Below are 19,191 nucleotides of genomic sequence, written 5' to 3'. Positions count from 1 at the left end.
ACAGATACCTAGAAAAAATTTGTATTCTTCTCTAGGTTTATTTATGTTGCATTAAAAATCACAACAAACAATTTTAAAATAGTTCAGTTTTTACTTGACCTTTTTATAGCTGGCTTATTGTCTAAAGTTCGGTTGCTCATTTAGTTTTTCTGGACCGTATCTTTTCTTCACATAAGTATCAAAAAAAGTGAGCATAATCGGAGCAAGTAGTAAGGTGATAATACTCGCGGTTGCAGCCTGTGCGGTTGCCATTTCAACATAGGGAAGTAACGAGGGATCTGCCTCCGCAACTATTCCTGGTGTTAAGGCCGAGTTAGCTGCCACCGTCCCCAGTAGTACCCCAAGAGCTGTTTTCTTCTTTAGAAAGACATTATATAAGAAGAAGTACAGGACGCCGATTGCTAGGGAAATAAATCCTAATAGAACACCAGAAAAACCCGCTTGCAAGATAGTTCCAACACTTGTATTGGCACCTATTGCAAATGACATGAAAATAATCACTAAGGGCTGAGCCTTGCCGCATAACTCTTTAAACTCTCCATCTAAATTTCCCCACAAAGCACCAACCAGCAACGGAATAATCATCGCGACAATTTGTTGCCAAGGAATATCAGCTAACCCCGTCATCCCCATTGCCACCATCGTAATAAAAGGGCCATCTTTAATTGAAAAGATAGAAATAGCTCCAGTATCACTAGCATTTCCATATTCCGATGACATCGCTATGTATAGCGAGCTATTCGAACTAGTTAATGTTGCAATCAGAACAAAGGGAGTTAAGCCTAACACCCCAGCAGGGCCGAAGACACTTCCAACCACGTATCCAATACCAGCACCGACAGCAAATTTTAATATCAGTAAGACCGATCCTTTATAAAGCGGAAGTCCAGCTTCTTTAAAGTTAATAGCTGAACCACAAACAATTAGAAATAACCCCATCATAGCAGCATTTCCATTTTTCAAGAGAGCCGTTGCCGGCCCACCGATTTCTAACAGTGCTGGAAAAAAAGTATTAACCATAATCGCTGCTAATAAAGGCACAATGATGAATCCACCTGGAACTTTTTTCAGAAATTTCATTTTTTTCTCCTTTTCTTATCTAAGCTTCCGCTATCAATTTATTAATAGCAACTGCAGCCGTCTCCAATTTACCAGTCAAACCGCCTTTACCGATAATAGACAGCCCTGAATAATTACCACCAATCACTTTTCCAAAATCAGTCTGCGGAATAACATAATCAATTAGCTCAATTCCGACAGCTCCTAGCGATTTTAAAACTGAAACCATCGTGTCGCCACCAGTTAAATACAAACCACTAACAGTCGCCTCAGTCTCTTTTAAAGTAGATAAGACCGTTTCACCTAGCATTGTATTAATATTATCGGCTGACGTTCCTTTTTCAAACTTGTTTTTGGTATCTAATTCATCTAAATCAGTGGCACCTGAATTAACAGCCGTCTCTAAAATAGCCACTGTCATCTTTGAATTTTCTAATGCCGCTTTTGCTTCACTAATAGTATTTTCAGCTAATTTCTGCTTACTTTTTTCAGATTTGTCCTGAGCGCTTACCTGAGCATCTATTGAAATACTTGTGACATTATCAAATTTTTGAATGTACCTAATTTGCTCCCTCGTTACCGCAGTCGCACTTCCCGCAACCACTATCACCTTTCCGTCTGCCACTATGTCATCACCACTCGGTAAAGTTGTATCTTCTAATTTTTTTTGACCTAAGCCTTTTTGCAAAGAGAGAGCCATAGAAAACGGCCCCGGGTCAATAGCTAACACAGACCATTGTAACTCATGAACACTTTCAGCAATCATCTCAATTTCTTCTAACGATACCGCGTCACAAATGATGATTCTGGCGCCTAAGGACTTTTGATATTCTAAGGCTGCTTTCGTCGAGTCCTTCCCACCAAGGATAGAAGCTAAACCAACCATCCCCATTTTATGCCGCGTCTGCTTCCCAATTATTTCTGGAACATAGGTTTCTCTGATTGGCGTTCTGACATCATTAGCCACATCTGTTTTTGATAGAGCGATACCATCAATAATCGAATACCCTCCAACCAAAATCCGATTTGACTGTGGCATAGATGGCACCATAATCCCAATCGTATCAGCTGGCAAATTATCCAGAAACTCGTCTACTTCATAGCCAATTCCCCCACGTAAAGTCGTATCAATCCGCTTTGAGAAAATGCTACACCCGTGATTCATCAGCTTTTGTAAATGATGATGAATACTTTTTTTCGCATTTTCAGGAGATAAATGACGACTATCGCTGCTTAACACGATAGCGTCTATATTTTCTACATCTGCTTTATCGAAATCATCGAAAAAGGCTGCCGTTCTTATATTATTACGAGCAAGTAAAACGCCAACCGTTGTCGCTCCAGTTAAATCATCAGCAATAATCCCTACCTTGTTCATCTAAATTCCTCCTATTGACTATTTTTCATGCTCCAATAATCTGCTGCTACCATCACGGATTCAAGTAAGCTAATATAATTAGCACTTCCTTTTCCTGCAATATCGAAAGCCGTACCATGATCAACCGATGATCTCATAAACGGTAACCCCCACGTAATGGTAATGGCTCTTTCAAAATCAAGAGTTTTACACGCGATATGTCCTTGATCGTGGTATAACGACAGGATCGCATCATAGTGTCCTTGTAAGGCAAGGTGAAAAACGGAATCTGCTGGAACTGGTCCTACCACATTTAAACCAATTGCTTGAGCTTCTTTAACAGCGGGAATCAACTCCAATTCTTCCTCATTACCAAATAAACCATTATCTGAGGCATGAGGATTCAGCGCAGCTAACGCAATCTTGGGATGAGCAAAGCCAATAGATTCAAAAATTTGATTGATTTTCCCTAAATAATCCACACACCGTTCTTTAGTAACATGATCACATGCATTACGAAGAGACATATGTCGACTTAAGAAAAAGACTCTTAAATTTCTAACATGGAACATGGTTAAACCAAATTCAGATTCGGTATTATTTTCAAAAATCTCGGTATGACCTTCTTCTTTAATCCCGACTAATTTAATCGCTTCTTTATGAATTGGCGCCGTTCCCACAACATCAACTATACCCTCATTGCCAAGTTCGATTGCCTTTAAAACAAAATCAACCGACATTTGGCCCGCAAGCTTTTGAACCTTGCCGTACTCAATACTTTCACAATCGTAGTCACCCGTAACAAGTAAATCAATCGTTCCAAATGTAAAAATAGCCTCTTTAACATCCGTAATAACGTTCAAATTAAATGTTGAATTTTTTAGCCTCATGGCACGCTTAATTGTTCCTTCTGCCCCAATTAAAAGCGGATTCATTTTGCCGTAAACTTCTTCCTGAGAGAGTGTTTCCACACACGTCTCAGGTCCAATTCCTGCTGGATCTCCAATAGTTATTGCTACAATAGGTTTTTTCATGTTATAGTCTCCTTTATTTTGTGTACTGTGCCCAGTCTTTTTCAAATTGCTCAATTCCTTTATCCGTTAAGGGATGCTTCACCATGTCACTAAAGAGACTCGGCGGAACAGTCGCAATATCACAACCAGATAAAGCTAAATCCTCTACATGTTTCAGTGAACGAATACTAGCTCCAATAATTTCCGTTTGATACCCATACGTATCAATAATTGAGTGGCAAGCCCTAATTAGGCTAAAGCTATCAGTCCCAATATCCTCTAAACGACCTAAGAATGGGCTTATAAATGTTGCCCCTGCTTTCATCGCCGTCAACGCTTGTGTAACACTAAAAATGAGCGTGACATTCGTTTTAATTCCCGACTTAGATAATTGCGAAACCGCTTTTAATCCCTCAGCAGTCATGGGTATTTTTACCACAACATTGTCGGCCCACTTTGAAAGCATATAAGCCTCTTCAACCATTTGATCTGCTTTAGTTCCGATAACTTCCGCACTCACAGGCCCCTGAGTTATCTGACAAATTTCTTTAATCGTTGCCTCAAACTCTTTTCCTTCCTTAGCGATTATCGAAGGATTGGTCGTAACACCATCGACTAATCCCATTTCATCAATTACTTTGATACTCTTGACATCTGCCGAATCAACAAAAAATTTCATGTTTATCCTCTACTTTCCATCGCAATAATCTGCTCAATTTTTTTTGCTGAGCTTTTACCTCGTTCATCCAAGGTAAAAGTATTTGTAACAAATGCTTCAACAATCTTTTTAGCTAGCTCTGGTCCAACTACTAAAGAGCCAATGGTAATAATCTGTGCATTATTACTCAATTGTGCTCGTTCCGCCGAATAAACATCATGGGTTTGCGCCGCTCTGATTCCCTTAACCTTATTAGCCGAAATCGCCATCCCTATCCCTGTTCCACATATTAAAATTCCTCGATCCAACTTATTAGCAACAACGTCATTTGCTACACTTTCTGCAATTTTAGGATAGTCTGTTTGTCCGTCACTATTAACACCATAATCAATTATTTCAATTGTTTGCTGCTTTAAGTACTCTTTTAAGAGGGTCTTCAATTCATACCCATTGCTATCAGAACCAATGCCGATTTTCATAAACATCTCCCCTTTCATTTATAAGCCCATCCTAACTTAAATTTTTTATTTACTCAACCAATTATCGACATTCGAAAGTTTTTTCTTTTCGAAATTTTCGTTTTCACTTTCTTTTGATTTTCGTTCAAGAGTGCGCTATACTGATAGACGAAAGGAAATGAGTAATATGAAAAATAGACAGGAAGAAATATTGACCATTATTGATCGACAAAATCATGTTGATGTTTCCGATTTGGCTGAGCTATTCGAGGTCTCAAAGCCAACTATTCGAGCAGACCTGAATGACCTGAATGAACAAGGCCTCATCTTAAGAACCCATGGTGGTGCAAAAAAGAAAGAATTAGATTATCATCTAAAGGACTCAGAGTACGACGAACGAAAATTACAACATATAAACGAAAAAAAAGAAATAGCATTAAAAGCTATTTCCTTAATTGAAGATGAGGATTGTATCTGTCTGGATGCAAGCTCCACTTGCTACGAATTAGCAAAACTTCTTTTTGTCAGTGAAAAAAAGGTGACTGTTTTAACCAGTGGCTTACGCACCGCCAACCTTTTAAAAGAAGCTAATAATTTAACAGTCATTATTATTGGCGGGATTGTTAAAGCAAAATCAAATGCTGTAGAAGGCAATTTAGCAAGTGATTTGATTCAAACCTTTAACATTAAAACATTTTTCACCTCTAGCTATGCGATTTCTATTGACGAAGGGTTATCTGATTTCAGTTTGCACGAAGCAAATTTAAAAAATGAGCTTATTCGCTCCTCATTAAAAACCATCGCTTTAATTGATCATACTAAATTTAATAAAAATTCAATCATTAAATTTGGGAATCTTTCTGATATTAATGCGATAATCACTGATAAAAAAATCAGCCCAGAAGTCTATCAACAGTATAGTCATCGCCTTAAAATGATTAAATAGATAAACTTAAAGACACCTCGTTGACTTCATAAAATGAAGACAAACAGAGGTGTCTTAAAAAAATACTAGTTTTTGTTCTCTATATCCTTGAGTTTTCTCATATCATTTTTTTGTAATACTATCCTTTATTGAATATATTTTGAGAGACTATTTCGAAAAGTGGTTAGTGTGATAGAACTAAGCAACTTTTGTACTCAGTCCTCCAATTAGTTTAGAATTATGTAAGTAAAGATATCTCATCTAACTTAATTTGACGAGTAGTTCTCTCATAGAAGTCCCCATGTAAAAAAGTATATGAAATATGATGAAGAATTTGGGTGACATTAAAAAAATCAACACTTCAAATTATTAATATAAATAAACATTATGAGAAATCACTCATATATATTTACTTACTGTTTTATAAACAGTAGTATATTAATTAACTATTGTTTATAAAACATTAGTTAATTGAAAACAGGAGGTTTTTTTATGAAAATTTTTAAAAGTATGATGGTTGCAGGTTTAGCAATTAGTTTATGTTCAGCCAGTTTAGCGATGGTGCCAAGCACAGCAGAGGCTGCAACTGTGGTAGAATCAAATTACAATAAGACAATCACTTTATTTAATAAAGCAGATATCTTAGAGTACACAGGCTTATCATTAACTAGTTCAAATGTATCGTCTGTTTACAATGAATTGGTTAAAACAAGTACATGGGAAGCCGCTGGTTATAGTTCATCAGAAGCAACTGTAATCGCAAGAGATTTCGGTAGAAACTATTACAAATCAGTAAATTTATTACAAAAAATGACGTATCAAAAAGATTTACACCTTAAAGTTATCTTAATTACAAAAGGCTATGTCAAAGCAGAATTTGGTTTACAATCATACTATGTACCAGAAACTGAAACACCTGAAGTTGAGATTCCTGAAGTTGAGATTCCTGAAACTGAAACACCTGAAATTGAGATCCCTGCTGCAAAATCTGATTTGAAAAAATTAGAAATCCAAGTAACATATAAAACTGGTCAACAGATCCAATTACAATACCAAGTAAATTCTAATGGGACTGTTAAAGCACAATATCAAGACAAATCAAATAAAGTTCAATTACAAGGTAGCGCTGCTGAAACCAAGATTGAAGGTATCATCGCTGGTTTAGATTTAAAAAATGCTAACGAAAAAACGATCACTTCACACATTTTGAACAAGTTAGGCCGTGGCACAAGCTATAAACAATTCCAATACCAAGGTCAATTTAACGATAATACACAAGTTAAATTCAAACTAAAATAGGCAGTAACATTATCGCAAATAGAAAAGAGCTCACGATACAAGTTCGCTAAACGAGCGTTAAAAAACGACAGCACAGCATCTATAAATTGGATATAATTCCAAGTTATAGATGCTGTTATTATTTGAACTCTAATTAAATATAATCAACTAATGGTAAATCAGTTGTTACTAATTCAACAACTTTATACCTCTCGCGTCAACGTCCACTGAATCTCTGTCTTTTGCTCACCAGTCTCTGTAAACTTGGCCGGAATCGTTAATTCTGGTTTTAATTGAATATCATATCTTTCCTTCTCGGCCCCACCATTAGTAAAAAATAGTTGCTCACTTTGAGAGAGTGGAGCTGCCTTTAAATCATCTGTATCAGCCGATATTGGATTTAATATCAAATTTAAGCCATTAGTAACAAAGTTTGGATCAATATACTTAGCTGTGACCTCCCACCCCTTAGCTTTATTTGAACGAGTATCAGTTACAATAACTTTCGCATTAGTCGTTTCTGCTGGATGCTGTTCTAAGCCATTTAATGTCACATCTGCAAAGCTCATCTTGGCATCGGTCGTGATATTTCCGAAGCTAACTGCGCCAGTCGGCTGCTTTTCTAACAATCTAATATTAGCATCTGCTAAGCCAGTATCTGTATCTGCATTAGATGAATTTGCTTTCCATCTGGCAGTAACAGTGATATTTCCCATATTAGCCACTTTTGGGGTCAGTTCATCATGCTGATACACTACACCGTTATCTCCTTGCCAACCATCAAAAGTATACCCTTCCTTGATTGGCTCTTTGAAAACTTTAAACTCTCTTCCATTGCTTAACTTGAAATCACCACTAATAGGAGACGTAAAAATAATTTTTTCAATAGTGTCTGTATAAAAAGCCTCTTCATCTAAGCCATTACCGCTACCAGCAACTGTATTACTACTGGTTATTCCTTTGGGTAGCCGAACGCTGGTTAACCCACTTCTAGCAAACGCTCTAGCCTCAATGGTTGAAACATTGTCAGGAATATCAAGGGTTGTCAATGCAGTTGTGCCGTCAAATGCCATGTATGAAATTCTGTCTAAATTCTTTGGTAAAGTCACAGAAGATAAATTTTTAGCCCCTGAAAATGTATTTATAAACTCAACGCTATCACCCATCATAGTCTCTGGAAAAACGACTGATTCTATCCCAGAGTCCTGAAAAACCAAGTTTCCCATAACTTTTAATGTATTAGGTAAATTAACGGATTTTAAGGAAGCTGTTCCCTCAAATACCGCACCTGACATAAATTCTAAATTCTTCCCTAAATAAATAGTCTCTAGCAGAGAACGGCCTTGAAAGGCTCTCCTCTCAATTCTAACAATCGTATCAGGTAAGATTATTTTTCTAACGTTATCAATTTCACCAGCCTCATTAGATTGTTGATCATAAGCTAATGCTTTAGAGTCAATCTCTGTTACAATGTACTCTTTTCCAGTAGTCGTATCTGTGACTTTTTCTGGAATCTCGACTACCTCAGATAAACTATTTAGCACATAACTCTGTAGCATTACCTTCGTTGAATCAGCTTTATTCTCATCTTGAATAACTGCATATTCAAAATTATCAGCAAAAAAAGTAACAGTCTCCCTCAAATGAGTTTTTTTACCTTCATTCACTAGACTTTTTCCAGCAACTTTAGCTGAAACATGAATAGGTTGAACCATCAATACTATCCCTGTTAAACACAAACTACTAAATAAAATCAGCTTTTTTTTCTTCATTCTACTGCTCCTTTAAACCTCAGGTGTTAGTGTCCATTGTAGGGTCGCACGATAATCTCCAGCTACGTCAAGCCCCATCGGAATTTTTAGAGTTGGATTTAAAACGACTTCTTTTTCATTCACGCCATCTTCATATTGGCCACTAAAAACTAGTCTATCTATGTCACTGATTGTTACAGATGAGCTATCAATATTTAGAGAAAGAACCAAGTTATTTGCTAAAAAAGGCTTAGGTTCTGTCGCTTCTGTTACATCCTTTACACTAACATCATAAGCTCCTGTTTTACCTGCATCCGGTTTTTTGCGCGTATCATCCAAAATAATTTTCGCACTTGTTTCAGCCTTTTCACTCACTGTTTGCTCTGCACCTGTTAGTGTTGTATCAGCGAAAATAATTCTAGCGTTTGTTGTAATGTCTCTAAACTTAATACTGCCAGCAGGTGGTGTACTATCTTCTAGTATTACGACAGACGCATTTGAATTACCGCTATCCGTATCCGCATAAACAGTTCCAGTCCCTCCAAGTGTTACTCCCATTGTTGCAACAAATAATACGCTTAAACTTTTTTTGATTTTCATGTTCATTTCTCTTTCCTTCCTATACTTATATATTTATGGGTTATTCCCACATAAACCTGAGTCACTTTTTACTTAAGATAATTACTGTGGATTAGCATTTCCTTCAATAGCCTCTTTGGATAGCTTAAGCTACCACTCAACACAAAACTAAAATAGAATTGACGTAAAAATGCTCTAACCATCGCCTAAAAAATCACTGGTCATCCTGTGTTTTTCAATAGGCTGTACCTTTTTGTTTTCTATATAACACGATACAAGTACTTGCTAATACTATGCTTCCTATATATGAGAATAAACACGTGTTGTTCTCCCCTGTTTTAGGTAATTCCTTACGATCTACCGCTTTATTATGCTCTTTTTTACTTTCATATGTGTGATCTGTTGATTCACTTGTCGTTGGCAGCATGAGTTTAATGGTTGCTGTACTAACGTCTGAATCCTCTGTTATTTCCGCATTGACTAAGACTGGTGCTGTTACTCCTAAATAGAGTAATAAAACAAGCAGATTCATTTTATTTATTTTCTTTTTTTTTCTACTACGCTTAACTTTTTTTTGCTTTCTTTGACGATAAAACAGATAGCAGACTATACTAAAGATAAGCAATACGAGGCCGATAATGAGATACAATCTCCAGTTGCTCCCTTTTTTGAAGACCATTGAGTCATTTAATTCTTTTGCTTCTTTTTTAGTGATCTCAAATTCTTCAACCCACTTCTTGTTTAAATCTTTAGCTTTAGCAGTCAATTCTAACCTATAACGTCCTGCTTTAAACTCATTTTTACCCAATGAAATGGAATAAGCAAAATTCGAGTTCGGTGCCAGCTTCATGTTCTTTTTAGTTTCTTTATAAACTGCCGTTTTTTCCTTTGCTCTAAAAATGTTTGCCTCGATAACTAATCCCCTCAAAATCTCTGGTTGGGGATTTTGCAGTTTTGCTTTGACAACATTTTCAAATGCTTGTTGCCCAATACTAACACCTTGAAAATTCAATTTGTTTACAATATCGATTTCAGTTTGTCTAATTTTAACGGGTAAAACATAAGAAAAAACGTTGGTAATAGCGCCATTACTTTTAGTCTCATCTGACCTTTGCTCATAAACCCGAATCCCACCAAGTATGATCCCATCAAACTCATCACTAGGCATCTCCAACTGAACCTTGAGCGTAGCTACATCCCGACCTTTGACCTCAACTGCTCCATCACTTTTAGCGAGGTCCGTCAATTTATGTTTTAACGTTGGGTCATATTCTTTTGTTTCATGCTGATATTCAATCACACCATTATCATTCGTAATTGAATTTTCAACAATCGCTACAAACGTTTTCGGTTCAATGCTTTCATTATGTACTTCTATCTCTAATACCTGCTTTTTATTGGGTCCTAACTTGATATCAAAAAAATCCGTTACATCTAATTTCTGATTTGTTGGTAACATCGGCACAACAAAAAATGTTTGCTTGTCCTCATTTTCAGCCAAAACTTTCAATGGGGCAATTACACTTAACAAGATAACTAAAAATAATGCCCACCTCTTTTTCCTTTTTATCCCTTCCTTTCGGCTAAAAATAATCTTATCCTCTGACAAAACATCATTCACTTTGGACTAACACATCCTTCCTTTCATATTAAATAAAACCCCAACAATGTTAATTCCTCTTTGTTTCAAATTATCTAAGCATAACTAGCATCGCTAGATTCTTTCCATCTACTTCCAAGGTGACCATTGCTACTTTTTCTCCACCAATATTGATCTTATATCAATTTAAACCGGCTAGCTGTTGCAGTAAATGTATAGTCAGTCCGCTCCTCTTGAAAAATAAACCATCCTGTAAAATCACTAAAACTAACTTCAGCCAGCTCTAAATCATTAAAGGAGGAACAAACGACACTATCTTCAATGATTACCTCAATTTTTTTCAATTGATGAGCAGATAATGCGACTATCATTTTTGTTCCAGCTCTCAACGACTCACCATTATTTTCGACCTCTTCTGTATAGATAGGCGAGAGGCTCACTAAAATAAATTTTCCACCATTTAAGATCATCGTATCACTGAGCTTAATATCTGTTATTTTTAGCATACTTCTACCCCTTTACTTGATACTAATGGACAGCTGGTCCTCATGAAAGCATGAAGACCAGCTACCACCGCTACTCTTTATTTTTTAGGTGTTACAATATTCCAGTCATGCTTATCATTCCAAATTGCGTCATGCTTGTTACCACTTCCATCTTCATACTTCACAGTTATTTTATTACGAGCTTGATCTAAAGGTATCGCTAAGATTTCTGTCTCCATCACCAGCGAATTATTCAGTCCGGTGAAGCTTTTATATTTCTCGCCATCAATATAAACAGTAAAAGAGTTTATATTAGAATAATAAACATGCAACTTGTCGTTAACCATCGAAAGGAAAACAGAAGTATTTAACTCTGGTTTCACATAAACTGTTAACCAAAATTCAAGGCTGCGACTGGTGTCTATAGAGATTTTCCCTTGAGCGATCTCAGTCTCCTTATGCTCCTTATTTTCAGTAGTTAATACATGACCGACCACTTTATAAAGACCTAAACTAGTTGGTGTTACAGTAAAAATTTCTTTTTCAGCCTCTAACAGCATTTCAATTGGTGTAAACTTCGATGGTGAACTATTTAAGCCTGATTCGATTTTTTTCGTTACCTTATTCTCTAAGTTCGAACCACGTTGAATCTTGACAGTTCCTTGTGTCGGAATTTCTACTTTACTTGTTGGCTCCAACACAATTTGCCGAATATTAAATGTCGTTGCCATTCTGTGGTAAACATACGTCACAGTGTAGTCTTTCTTCACTGAGGCGATTGACACTTTCGTGCTTCCCGTTGCAGCTATTTTTGCTCCACCGTCGATCTGATACCCTTTAATACTGTAGCCTGTTGAGGCTGCTGGGAAAGTTTTCGAATAACCTAACCCATCATTCAGGGTGACTGAGGTATCCGCCTTGACGGTAGTCCCTCTTTGATCGATATACTTCTCCGTTATCTTCCACTGCTTCTGATAGACATATGTTACAGTATAGTTTTTCTGCACTGACGCGATTGACACTTTTGTTGTTCCGATCGCCGCTTTTTCTGGCTCGTTCTCTATCTGATACCCTTTTATCACATAACCGGCTGGTGCGGCTGGGAAGGTTTTAGAGTAACTTGCTCCATCGCTCAGGGTTACTGACGTTGCGTCTTTGTCTTTGATCTTCACACCGTTTTGATCCACATACTTCTCTGTTATTTTCCACTGTCTTTGATAGATATACGTCACGGTCTGATCTTTCGTCACTGGGGCAATCGTCACTTTCGTCGTGCCTGTGGCCGCTTTTTCTGCCCCTCCATCAATCTGATACCCTTTTATCACATAACCGGATGGTGCGGCTGGGAAGGTTTTAGAGTAACTTGCTCCATCGTTCAGGATCACTGACGTTGCGTCTTTGTCTTTGATCTTCACACCGTTCTGATCCACATACCGCTCCGTTACTTTCCACTGTCTTTGATAGATATACGTCACAGTATAGTTTTTCTTCACTGGGGCAATCGTCACTTTCGTCGTGCCTGTGGCCGCTTTTTCTGCCCCTCCATCAATCTGATACCCTTTTATCACATAACCAGATGGTGCGTCTGGGAAGGTTTTCGAATAACTTGCCCCAATATCTATGGTCATAAAGGTATCTGCTTTGATTGACGCGCCACTTTGATCGACGTATTTCTCAGTAATTTTAAATTTCGATTGATAGAGTTGGGCTTTTGCCAAACTATTTAGCACAACATTTGCCCCTCGGGTATACCGATATTTCATGGTATAGTCCATTGCTTTTTTAGCATTTTTCAAACCCGTTAAATGTTCATTCGCTCCTGATTGATGAGCATCCGTTATATTGGTTTTATATCCTGTATTAGCTAATTTCGTTGCCGCTGTTTGTCCCGCTAATGCCCAATTATGATCATACGAATACGTTGCAGAATGACTTAAAGAAAGGACTTTTGCATCTGTTATTGCCGAAGCCTGTTCCAGTGGATATCTGAAATTATCGGCATACAAGACAAGATTTTTTGCTTTATCCACTTGAGTGGTTGGTCCTGTCACAAAAACAGTGATTTTTCTTGTGACCCCCTGATAAGTCAAGGTCAATGGATATGGTTTCAAAATATCAGAAAAATCCTTAGTAAATTCTTTTGCTTGTCCTACACTGGTTAAGGCATCATATTTGGCTTTCGCTCCTTTAATGGCATTCAACTCTGTTGCATTGACTGTTACAGCATTCTTAGCTGTAGTTCCATTATCTATGGTTGTTCCGTCAGTTAAGTTCCACGCAAAAATACCTGCTTTCTTTTTAGCACTTACAGGATCTAGGCTAGTCACACTGTTGATTGGGATATCAAAATTCTCAGCTCGAATTGCGAATTTTGCATTGTAAGCTGTTTTATCATCAACATTATTCACCCATCTGGAAGCCGTGGTTTTCTGCTTTTGACTATCTGTAATAAAATAGGTCACTTGTTGAGGCCCTATCTTTGTATAACTCTGATATCCCAATGCATTCCAATCAATCGCTCCCTGAGAGGAAATCGTATTACCAGTAGCGTCATAAGCCAGTAAATTGGGATTTCGATTAATTCTTGCGTTCAACCAGGCTTGTGTCTTTTGGCCCGAAATATTATTCGGGGATAGCTCATACGTATCATAAACACTTACCCCCGATAAGAGGTGTTTTTCAATCTGAGCCTTAGTCTTCGCAGTGTCAATAACCAGCCCATTCGTCACTTTGATAGCTGACGCAAAATCATCGTCTCTTTTTAGAGAAGCTGCAAAGTCATGGGAATAAGAATTTTTCAGTTTGGGATGATAGCTTCCACTCACTAATTCTGTAACATTAGTTTTTTCATTTTGCTGACCGACAAGTATCACTTGATTATTATCAGAAAGCATTGAGGTAAATTCAATGTTAAAGCCCACTTTGATAGCTGAAAATGTTGACAATGAAAAATTAGAAGCTAACACCTCACCTAGTACAATAGAATGGGCACTACCTCTACCTAAAAACTCCCCATCAAACGTGTCCATCGTACCAAAAAAAGAAATCTTTTTTGGATCATCTTGACTTGGGACGAATGTTAATTTGCTGTTTTTAGGAAACTTTTTTACAGTGTCAATATTCCAAGTTGAATAATTAATTTTTGCAAAAATTAAATTTTTGCCATCCTCATAAGTAATATACTGGTTCTTTACATCAGAAATTGCTTTTTGAAAGATAACACTTTTTCCAGCTAGTAGATTGGCCTTCAACCCACCACTAGTATTCCACAAACCCAGGGAACTTTTGTGAACATTTTTCGCAGTAACATCCAGTATTAACGCATAACCAGCAGGGGACTTATAAACATGAGACGCGCTATAAAAGTCAGTGGACGTTTGTCCCCAAGCAGGATTGACTGTTGCAAGATTTGGAAGTGCCAAAACTGAATAATCAGAAAAACCATCTAAATTAGCATTAAAATTGTAGAGAAGAAGAACGTCTTTTGCCCAATTGGCGTCACTAATCATACTTGTATAATGATGACCGTTTGGTGCGAACCACTGACCATTAAAAGAATCAATACTTGCTAACCATCTTCCACCAATCAAATTAACCTTTTTTTCAATATTTTTCTTACTAATGATTGTTCCATTCTGGTTGATTGTCACTACTGCAAATGCATTGGCTGATGGTTTATCATACCAAGCGACATAATTACTACCACGTTTTACAATTCTACTGTAAACTAACGTATTTATTGCCGCTAAGCCATTAGTATTTAACGGCGGTTCAAAATACTGTCTACTCTCTTCCTTCCCACTACTATCTAGAATGGCAACATATGAATTAGAGCTATAATTCAGTCCAGCCGTTACCGAGTAACTTGATTCACTCCCGATGACTATTTTCTTATTGTTAGGCAGTGAAACTATGTCACTGTATCTTTCAGATAAAGGAGAAACACTATTTGTATAATAACGATTCTTGACGTAGTTCTTTATTTTTTCGTTGCCTTGAACGTACCCATTATAAGTTGGATTCCCAACCAAGGACGGTTCAACTAGCTTTGTCGCATCAATTCCTATTGGAAATTTCTTTGTCGCATTCGTTGAATCTACCGTAATGCTTGTTATCGGATGAGCCTCCAGTTCTTCTTCACTCTTACTTAAGACAAAATAAATTCCCATGAAAATACTAAACAGAAGGACCAGTTTAAACGTTAGAAGGGAATAGTTCTTTGTAGTTTCTCGTTTCTTGATTTTCCCTGTCTCCTTCCCACTCAAGATCGTATCAATTGTTTTCAACAGCTCAACACTTGTAGCTTTCCCTTTTTTCCTAATTCTCCTTTTCACCCAACTCGCCTCTTTCGTTCACTCCTATTTTTTCGCCTCTTCTTCATTAACAGCTAATGCTTTCCCAGTTTCATATGTTGATAGATAATACATACTCAAATTGATTGTCGAAGAATAGCTAAAGCTCTCTTCTCCTGCCGAATCCGGGTTGTGACGGTAGTTGACTTGTGTCACTTTTGTAAACCGACGATCGTTCTCCAACTTTTCGATAAAGCTCAACAAGTTAACTTCACTTCCACTTATAACATCAAAACTCATAACCAAATTTCTAATTTGATGCTCACTCATGCTCGCATTTTCGGAAGTGACATCTGTGACAGGAAAGACCGGCTTATCTTCGAAGGTCATATGTTGAATAGACACACTATTATTTTTAGCTAATCCTTGAAAATAATCTGCCAACATCATGCCATTTGGAATGATTGGTACCTCCGTCACCAAGGTCGTTTCCAATAACGCCGGTAAGTTCTTTAGCTTATCGGCCTTCGCCTGCTCGGTTTGAATTTCAGCTGTCAACGTACTCACTTGCTTTTTTAGTTCTGTTACTTTGGCAGCTTTTGGCTGAATGAGTATTCCCCAGAAAATCAACGCAAATCCAATCAATGAAATAGCAAGCAAAGCTAAGACCATCATATGTTTTCTAGAAAATGAAATTTTAGTCATTTGGTTGATTCTCCAATCTAGTTATCATCGGTAAGCCCTCTTTTTTTAGACGAATAGTATAATCTGATTCTGCAAAATCCGCCTCTTTTGTCAGTGAGATTGGCTTACAATCATAAACCCACTCAAGCTTTTCTATGGCTTCTTTAAATCTAACGCCACCATTATAAAAGTCCCCTCTTACCTTAATCGTCAGGCTAGGAAATAATTTTGAGCCATCACCAGCTAACAGCTCCTGATTCAGTTGATCCTGACCTCCGTCTAGTAATAACTCGTAAGATAACAAGGTTACCTCAACCTCTTTGGCAGTCTCACTGAAGGCTTTCATGACTGAGGTCGCTAAGATTTGCTCCTGCTTCAACTCCGAAACTGCTCCCTGTAACTCAACTAATTGGGAATCCTCTAAACGCTTAGTTGTTTTCTCCAATCGGACCTTTTCCATCCGTTTAGTCGTGACATCACCTGTATAAGCAGTGACAGTCAATTGATAGAACAAGAAAAACAAAATGAGGGCAACGATGACAATAACGGCCGAGAACGCTGTTCCAATTAAAATAATATCCATTGCTCTATTTTTTATAAATTTATCTGGTAACAGATTTATATTCATACTTAAACCTCTTTCATGGCTAATCCTGCTGCCAGCAAGAATCGCTCTGGAATCGTCTCTTGACCATTTTTAAGAGGGGAATTTAACGCTTTAACAGGTAAGTCAGTTCGATTTTGAATGATGGATTCTGCTTCCTTACTTAACAGTGGGTGTCCACCAACTAAATAAATTTGAGATACTTCTTTTCCGAAAGCCAGTTCTGTTGTAAAATAGTCAACCAAATTTTGAATAGTCATCCCTAATGAATCTAGTGCTTCTAACTCACTCTCTGTCGAAAATTCTATCTTGACAGAACCACTTTTTTCGATATATTTCCAGTTCACTTGATTATAATTGTCATATTGAACATAAACAGGGACATTTTTTTCAAAAATAGTAATCGTCGCAGCTCCACCATTTAACTCCACCAACAAAAAGGTTTCTGACCAATTAATCCGCTTTTGAAACACTCTTCCGTAAGACAAAGAACTAGCATCCACACCGATTAATTGTCCGCCGCTTTTCTCAATAGTATCGCCAATCTTTTCTAAAAATGGTTCTGACGTCACAATGATAGATACATTTCCATCAATAACAAATTGTTGCTTTTTCACTAGGATATTTTTGATCTTATCCGGTGACCGCTTTTTTTTCTTTCTTGACTTTTTAATTTCCCCATGTTGATAGACCAATAAATCAAATATTGGTTGCTCAAATGGCAACGCAATGGACTCGCCTAATTCAAAAAACAAATACTCTCTGACTTCTTTTTCTGATTGTTTCTCTTGAACAGGGACCTGCCTAATCAACAATTTAGAATTAGGGGTTGCGATCACCATATCCGACTGCCTCATGCGCGTTTTACGATAAATCTCTTTCAACGAATTCACAAACTGCTCCGAATTTCGCAATTTGTCCCCCTTAAAAAAAGAGCCATTATTAACAATTTCGCCGTAACTCCATTTATTCCCTTTTGATACACAATAGCGTATGACATTTTTTTCTATATCAATCCCAATGCCGTGACGCCTTTTCTTTTTCAGCATACTATTTACCCACCTTTATCTCATCTAACTAATAACTCTATTAATTGGTGATATTGTCCTGTCGTATATTGATAAACGATCACGGTCCCAATCGCAATAAATGGCCCAAAGGGAACAACTTTTGAGTTGGTTTTCTTTACAAGAAAGAGTCCTAAATAGAAAAGAAGTGCCACTAATGATGCCACAAATAAAATGACTAATACCTGTAAAGGACCCACAAAAATACCAATAACAGCGAATAATTTAATATCTCCCCCACCCATTGCTTGTTCCTTAATCAACGTTAACAAGAACAATGGAAGAAATCCCACAAGAAAACCCGCAAAAGGGTACCACCAATACCCATTTTGAGGAATCAAAAAGCGTTCAATCAGAGCCAGTATAAAAAATGGCAATAACACTTTGTTAGGAATTAGTCGATATTGAATGTCAGATACACTAATGATTAGCAACAACGAGAATAATGTCATACTAACAAGTGTCTCTGATGTCAGCTGTAACAAAACAGCTGACATCACAAACAGTACCCCTGTTAAGACTTCAAAGAGTGGTGAATAACCACCAATCTTTGAAGCACAGTAATAGCATTTGCCTTTTAATAGTAAATAGGAAACACCAGGAATCAATTGCCAAGCCTTTAATTGATGCCCACAATGATCACAATGCGAACGGCCAGTCAAAGTTTCCTTTTTGGGTACACGATAGCCTACCACCATGAAAAAGGAGCCTAGACACATTCCTATAATGAAGATGTATAGATATATAATTATTTTCGGAACCAGTCCTAACACGCTCATAAAAAAACTCCTATCTTATTTCAAGTGGCAACAAAATTAATATAATAAATTACTTAGCAAATCCAAGTTCAGTTCTTGTTAAAGTCGCTACTTTTGTACTTGTCAATGCTGTAGTTGCTGTTCCTTTATTAGTTTTAGTGCCTGCCAAAATTGCCGAAGCACCAACCGTCATTGTTAATGTACCATCTGCATCTACATTGAAAACTACTTTCTTTTGATTAGTAGTTCTTGTTGCGGGATCTTTTCCCCAAATTGTTTCATTACCAACTTCGAAGTTTTTGGAAGTTACTAAATCTGCTAAATCAAACTTGTCTTTGTTAGTACCTAAAGTACTAGATTGATATAATTTAGCCGCAGTGTAAGCATTCTGAAGTTCTGATACAGCAGCATCTTCTCTCGAATTTTGTATCACCTGACCAATTGCTAATGCTCCAACTCCCATAATAATCGCCAAAATAACCACAGTTGCTAGTAACTCAACCATTGTTAACCCTCGCTCATCATTTAATATACTAGTCAATCTACTTTCTTTTCTTTCTTGTAACGTCACAACATTTGTCATTCTTTCATCCTCCTGAAATTCTTTTTTATCTATATTAGCT

17 protein-coding genes are annotated in these 19,191 nt (G+C 37.2%); 2 read left to right on the top strand and 15 right to left on the bottom strand.

What is annotated here, in order from left to right; translation table 11 throughout:
- Nucleotides 1-114 precede the first annotated feature (114 nt).
- The 5 genes from AC5KOD_RS08280 to AC5KOD_RS08260 are packed head-to-tail and all read right to left on the bottom strand — an operon-like array spanning nucleotide 115 to nucleotide 4,566.
- A complete protein-coding gene (locus AC5KOD_RS08280; RefSeq protein WP_496914078.1) occupies nucleotides 115-1,080 on the bottom strand; it encodes a 2-keto-3-deoxygluconate permease in 966 nt (321 codons plus the stop codon).
- Between the two features lie 19 nt (nucleotides 1,081-1,099).
- A complete protein-coding gene (locus AC5KOD_RS08275; protein ID WP_496914077.1) occupies nucleotides 1,100-2,437 on the bottom strand; it encodes a four-carbon acid sugar kinase family protein in 1,338 nt (445 codons plus the stop codon).
- 11 nt (nucleotides 2,438-2,448) lie between these two features.
- The gene (pdxA, locus tag AC5KOD_RS08270) at nucleotides 2,449-3,450 is read right to left on the bottom strand and encodes a 4-hydroxythreonine-4-phosphate dehydrogenase PdxA (RefSeq protein ID WP_496914076.1); all 1,002 of its coding nucleotides are present in this window, start codon (nucleotides 3,448-3,450) and stop codon (nucleotides 2,449-2,451) included.
- 13 nt (nucleotides 3,451-3,463) lie between these two features.
- Nucleotides 3,464-4,108, bottom strand: coding sequence for a fructose-6-phosphate aldolase (fsa, locus tag AC5KOD_RS08265; protein ID WP_496914075.1), 645 nt, complete (start codon nucleotides 4,106-4,108; stop codon nucleotides 3,464-3,466).
- 2 nt (nucleotides 4,109-4,110) lie between these two features.
- Nucleotides 4,111-4,566 (bottom strand): RpiB/LacA/LacB family sugar-phosphate isomerase, encoded by a 456-nt coding sequence (locus AC5KOD_RS08260; RefSeq protein WP_496914074.1) that lies wholly within the window; start codon nucleotides 4,564-4,566, stop codon nucleotides 4,111-4,113.
- A gap of 166 nt (nucleotides 4,567-4,732) precedes the next feature.
- Here AC5KOD_RS08260 and AC5KOD_RS08255 point away from each other — a divergent pair, with 166 nt between their 5' ends.
- The gene (locus AC5KOD_RS08255; protein ID WP_496914073.1) at nucleotides 4,733-5,491 is read left to right on the top strand and encodes a DeoR/GlpR family DNA-binding transcription regulator; all 759 of its coding nucleotides are present in this window, start codon (nucleotides 4,733-4,735) and stop codon (nucleotides 5,489-5,491) included.
- Between the two features lie 471 nt (nucleotides 5,492-5,962).
- Entirely contained in the window at nucleotides 5,963-6,769 is an 807-nt protein-coding gene (locus AC5KOD_RS08250; protein ID WP_496914072.1) for a YusW family protein, read from the top strand.
- A gap of 182 nt (nucleotides 6,770-6,951) precedes the next feature.
- On the opposite strand, the gene AC5KOD_RS08245 is transcribed toward AC5KOD_RS08250, so the two are convergent.
- The 10 genes from AC5KOD_RS08245 to AC5KOD_RS08200 form a co-directional block, all read right to left on the bottom strand.
- Nucleotides 6,952-8,520, bottom strand: coding sequence for a leucine-rich repeat protein (locus AC5KOD_RS08245; RefSeq protein ID WP_496914071.1), 1,569 nt, complete (start codon nucleotides 8,518-8,520; stop codon nucleotides 6,952-6,954).
- Between the two features lie 12 nt (nucleotides 8,521-8,532).
- The gene (locus tag AC5KOD_RS08240) at nucleotides 8,533-9,099 is read right to left on the bottom strand and encodes a hypothetical protein (protein ID WP_496914070.1); all 567 of its coding nucleotides are present in this window, start codon (nucleotides 9,097-9,099) and stop codon (nucleotides 8,533-8,535) included.
- Between the two features lie 214 nt (nucleotides 9,100-9,313).
- Entirely contained in the window at nucleotides 9,314-10,699 is a 1,386-nt protein-coding gene (locus AC5KOD_RS08235) for a WxL protein host-binding domain-containing protein (protein ID WP_496914069.1), read from the bottom strand.
- A 155-nt stretch (nucleotides 10,700-10,854) separates the two neighbouring features.
- The gene (locus AC5KOD_RS08230; protein WP_496914068.1) at nucleotides 10,855-11,184 is read right to left on the bottom strand and encodes a hypothetical protein; all 330 of its coding nucleotides are present in this window, start codon (nucleotides 11,182-11,184) and stop codon (nucleotides 10,855-10,857) included.
- 77 nt (nucleotides 11,185-11,261) lie between these two features.
- Nucleotides 11,262-15,497 (bottom strand): MucBP domain-containing protein, encoded by a 4,236-nt coding sequence (locus AC5KOD_RS08225; protein WP_496914067.1) that lies wholly within the window; start codon nucleotides 15,495-15,497, stop codon nucleotides 11,262-11,264.
- Nucleotides 15,498-15,521: 24 nt separating this feature from the next.
- The gene (locus AC5KOD_RS08220) at nucleotides 15,522-16,160 is read right to left on the bottom strand and encodes a hypothetical protein (RefSeq protein WP_496914066.1); all 639 of its coding nucleotides are present in this window, start codon (nucleotides 16,158-16,160) and stop codon (nucleotides 15,522-15,524) included.
- Nucleotides 16,153-16,767 carry a hypothetical protein gene (locus AC5KOD_RS08215; RefSeq protein WP_496914065.1) on the bottom strand — a complete coding sequence of 205 codons (615 nt, stop codon included), beginning with the start codon at nucleotides 16,765-16,767 and terminating at the stop codon, nucleotides 16,153-16,155. Before AC5KOD_RS08215 ends, AC5KOD_RS08220 begins: the two co-directional genes overlap by 8 nt.
- Nucleotides 16,768-16,769: 2 nt before the next feature.
- Complete coding sequence (gene pilM, locus AC5KOD_RS08210; RefSeq protein WP_496914064.1) at nucleotides 16,770-17,792, bottom strand: type IV pilus biogenesis protein PilM; 1,023 nt, start codon at nucleotides 17,790-17,792, stop codon at nucleotides 16,770-16,772.
- 20 nt (nucleotides 17,793-17,812) lie between these two features.
- A complete protein-coding gene (locus tag AC5KOD_RS08205; protein WP_496914063.1) occupies nucleotides 17,813-18,589 on the bottom strand; it encodes a prepilin peptidase in 777 nt (258 codons plus the stop codon).
- Nucleotides 18,590-18,638: 49 nt separating this feature from the next.
- The gene (locus AC5KOD_RS08200) at nucleotides 18,639-19,151 is read right to left on the bottom strand and encodes a pilus assembly FimT family protein (protein ID WP_496914062.1); all 513 of its coding nucleotides are present in this window, start codon (nucleotides 19,149-19,151) and stop codon (nucleotides 18,639-18,641) included.
- Nucleotides 19,152-19,191: the final 40 nt, after the last annotated feature.

Source organism: Vagococcus sp. WN80Y (genome assembly GCF_059621045.1).
Note: the sequence above shows the minus strand (reverse complement) of the source record. Positions and strands in the feature narration are given on the sequence as shown.

Coding starts and splice junctions, on each gene's coding strand:
- AC5KOD_RS08275 (WP_496914077.1), bottom strand. CDS start 2,437: ATGAACAAGGTAGGGATTATTGCTGATGATTTAACTGGAGCGACAACG.
- pilM (WP_496914064.1), bottom strand. CDS start 17,792: ATGCTGAAAAAGAAAAGGCGTCACGGCATTGGGATTGATATAGAAAAA.
- AC5KOD_RS08205 (WP_496914063.1), bottom strand. CDS start 18,589: ATGAGCGTGTTAGGACTGGTTCCGAAAATAATTATATATCTATACATC.
- AC5KOD_RS08245 (WP_496914071.1), bottom strand. CDS start 8,520: ATGAAGAAAAAAAAGCTGATTTTATTTAGTAGTTTGTGTTTAACAGGG.
- pdxA (WP_496914076.1), bottom strand. CDS start 3,450: ATGAAAAAACCTATTGTAGCAATAACTATTGGAGATCCAGCAGGAATT.
- AC5KOD_RS08240 (WP_496914070.1), bottom strand. CDS start 9,099: ATGAAAATCAAAAAAAGTTTAAGCGTATTATTTGTTGCAACAATGGGA.
- AC5KOD_RS08220 (WP_496914066.1), bottom strand. CDS start 16,160: ATGACTAAAATTTCATTTTCTAGAAAACATATGATGGTCTTAGCTTTG.
- AC5KOD_RS08200 (WP_496914062.1), bottom strand. CDS start 19,151: ATGACAAATGTTGTGACGTTACAAGAAAGAAAAGAAAGTAGATTGACT.
- AC5KOD_RS08260 (WP_496914074.1), bottom strand. CDS start 4,566: ATGAAAATCGGCATTGGTTCTGATAGCAATGGGTATGAATTGAAGACC.
- AC5KOD_RS08280 (WP_496914078.1), bottom strand. CDS start 1,080: ATGAAATTTCTGAAAAAAGTTCCAGGTGGATTCATCATTGTGCCTTTA.
- AC5KOD_RS08250 (WP_496914072.1), top strand. CDS start 5,963: ATGAAAATTTTTAAAAGTATGATGGTTGCAGGTTTAGCAATTAGTTTA.
- fsa (WP_496914075.1), bottom strand. CDS start 4,108: ATGAAATTTTTTGTTGATTCGGCAGATGTCAAGAGTATCAAAGTAATT.
- AC5KOD_RS08255 (WP_496914073.1), top strand. CDS start 4,733: ATGAAAAATAGACAGGAAGAAATATTGACCATTATTGATCGACAAAAT.
- AC5KOD_RS08215 (WP_496914065.1), bottom strand. CDS start 16,767: ATGAATATAAATCTGTTACCAGATAAATTTATAAAAAATAGAGCAATG.
- AC5KOD_RS08230 (WP_496914068.1), bottom strand. CDS start 11,184: ATGCTAAAAATAACAGATATTAAGCTCAGTGATACGATGATCTTAAAT.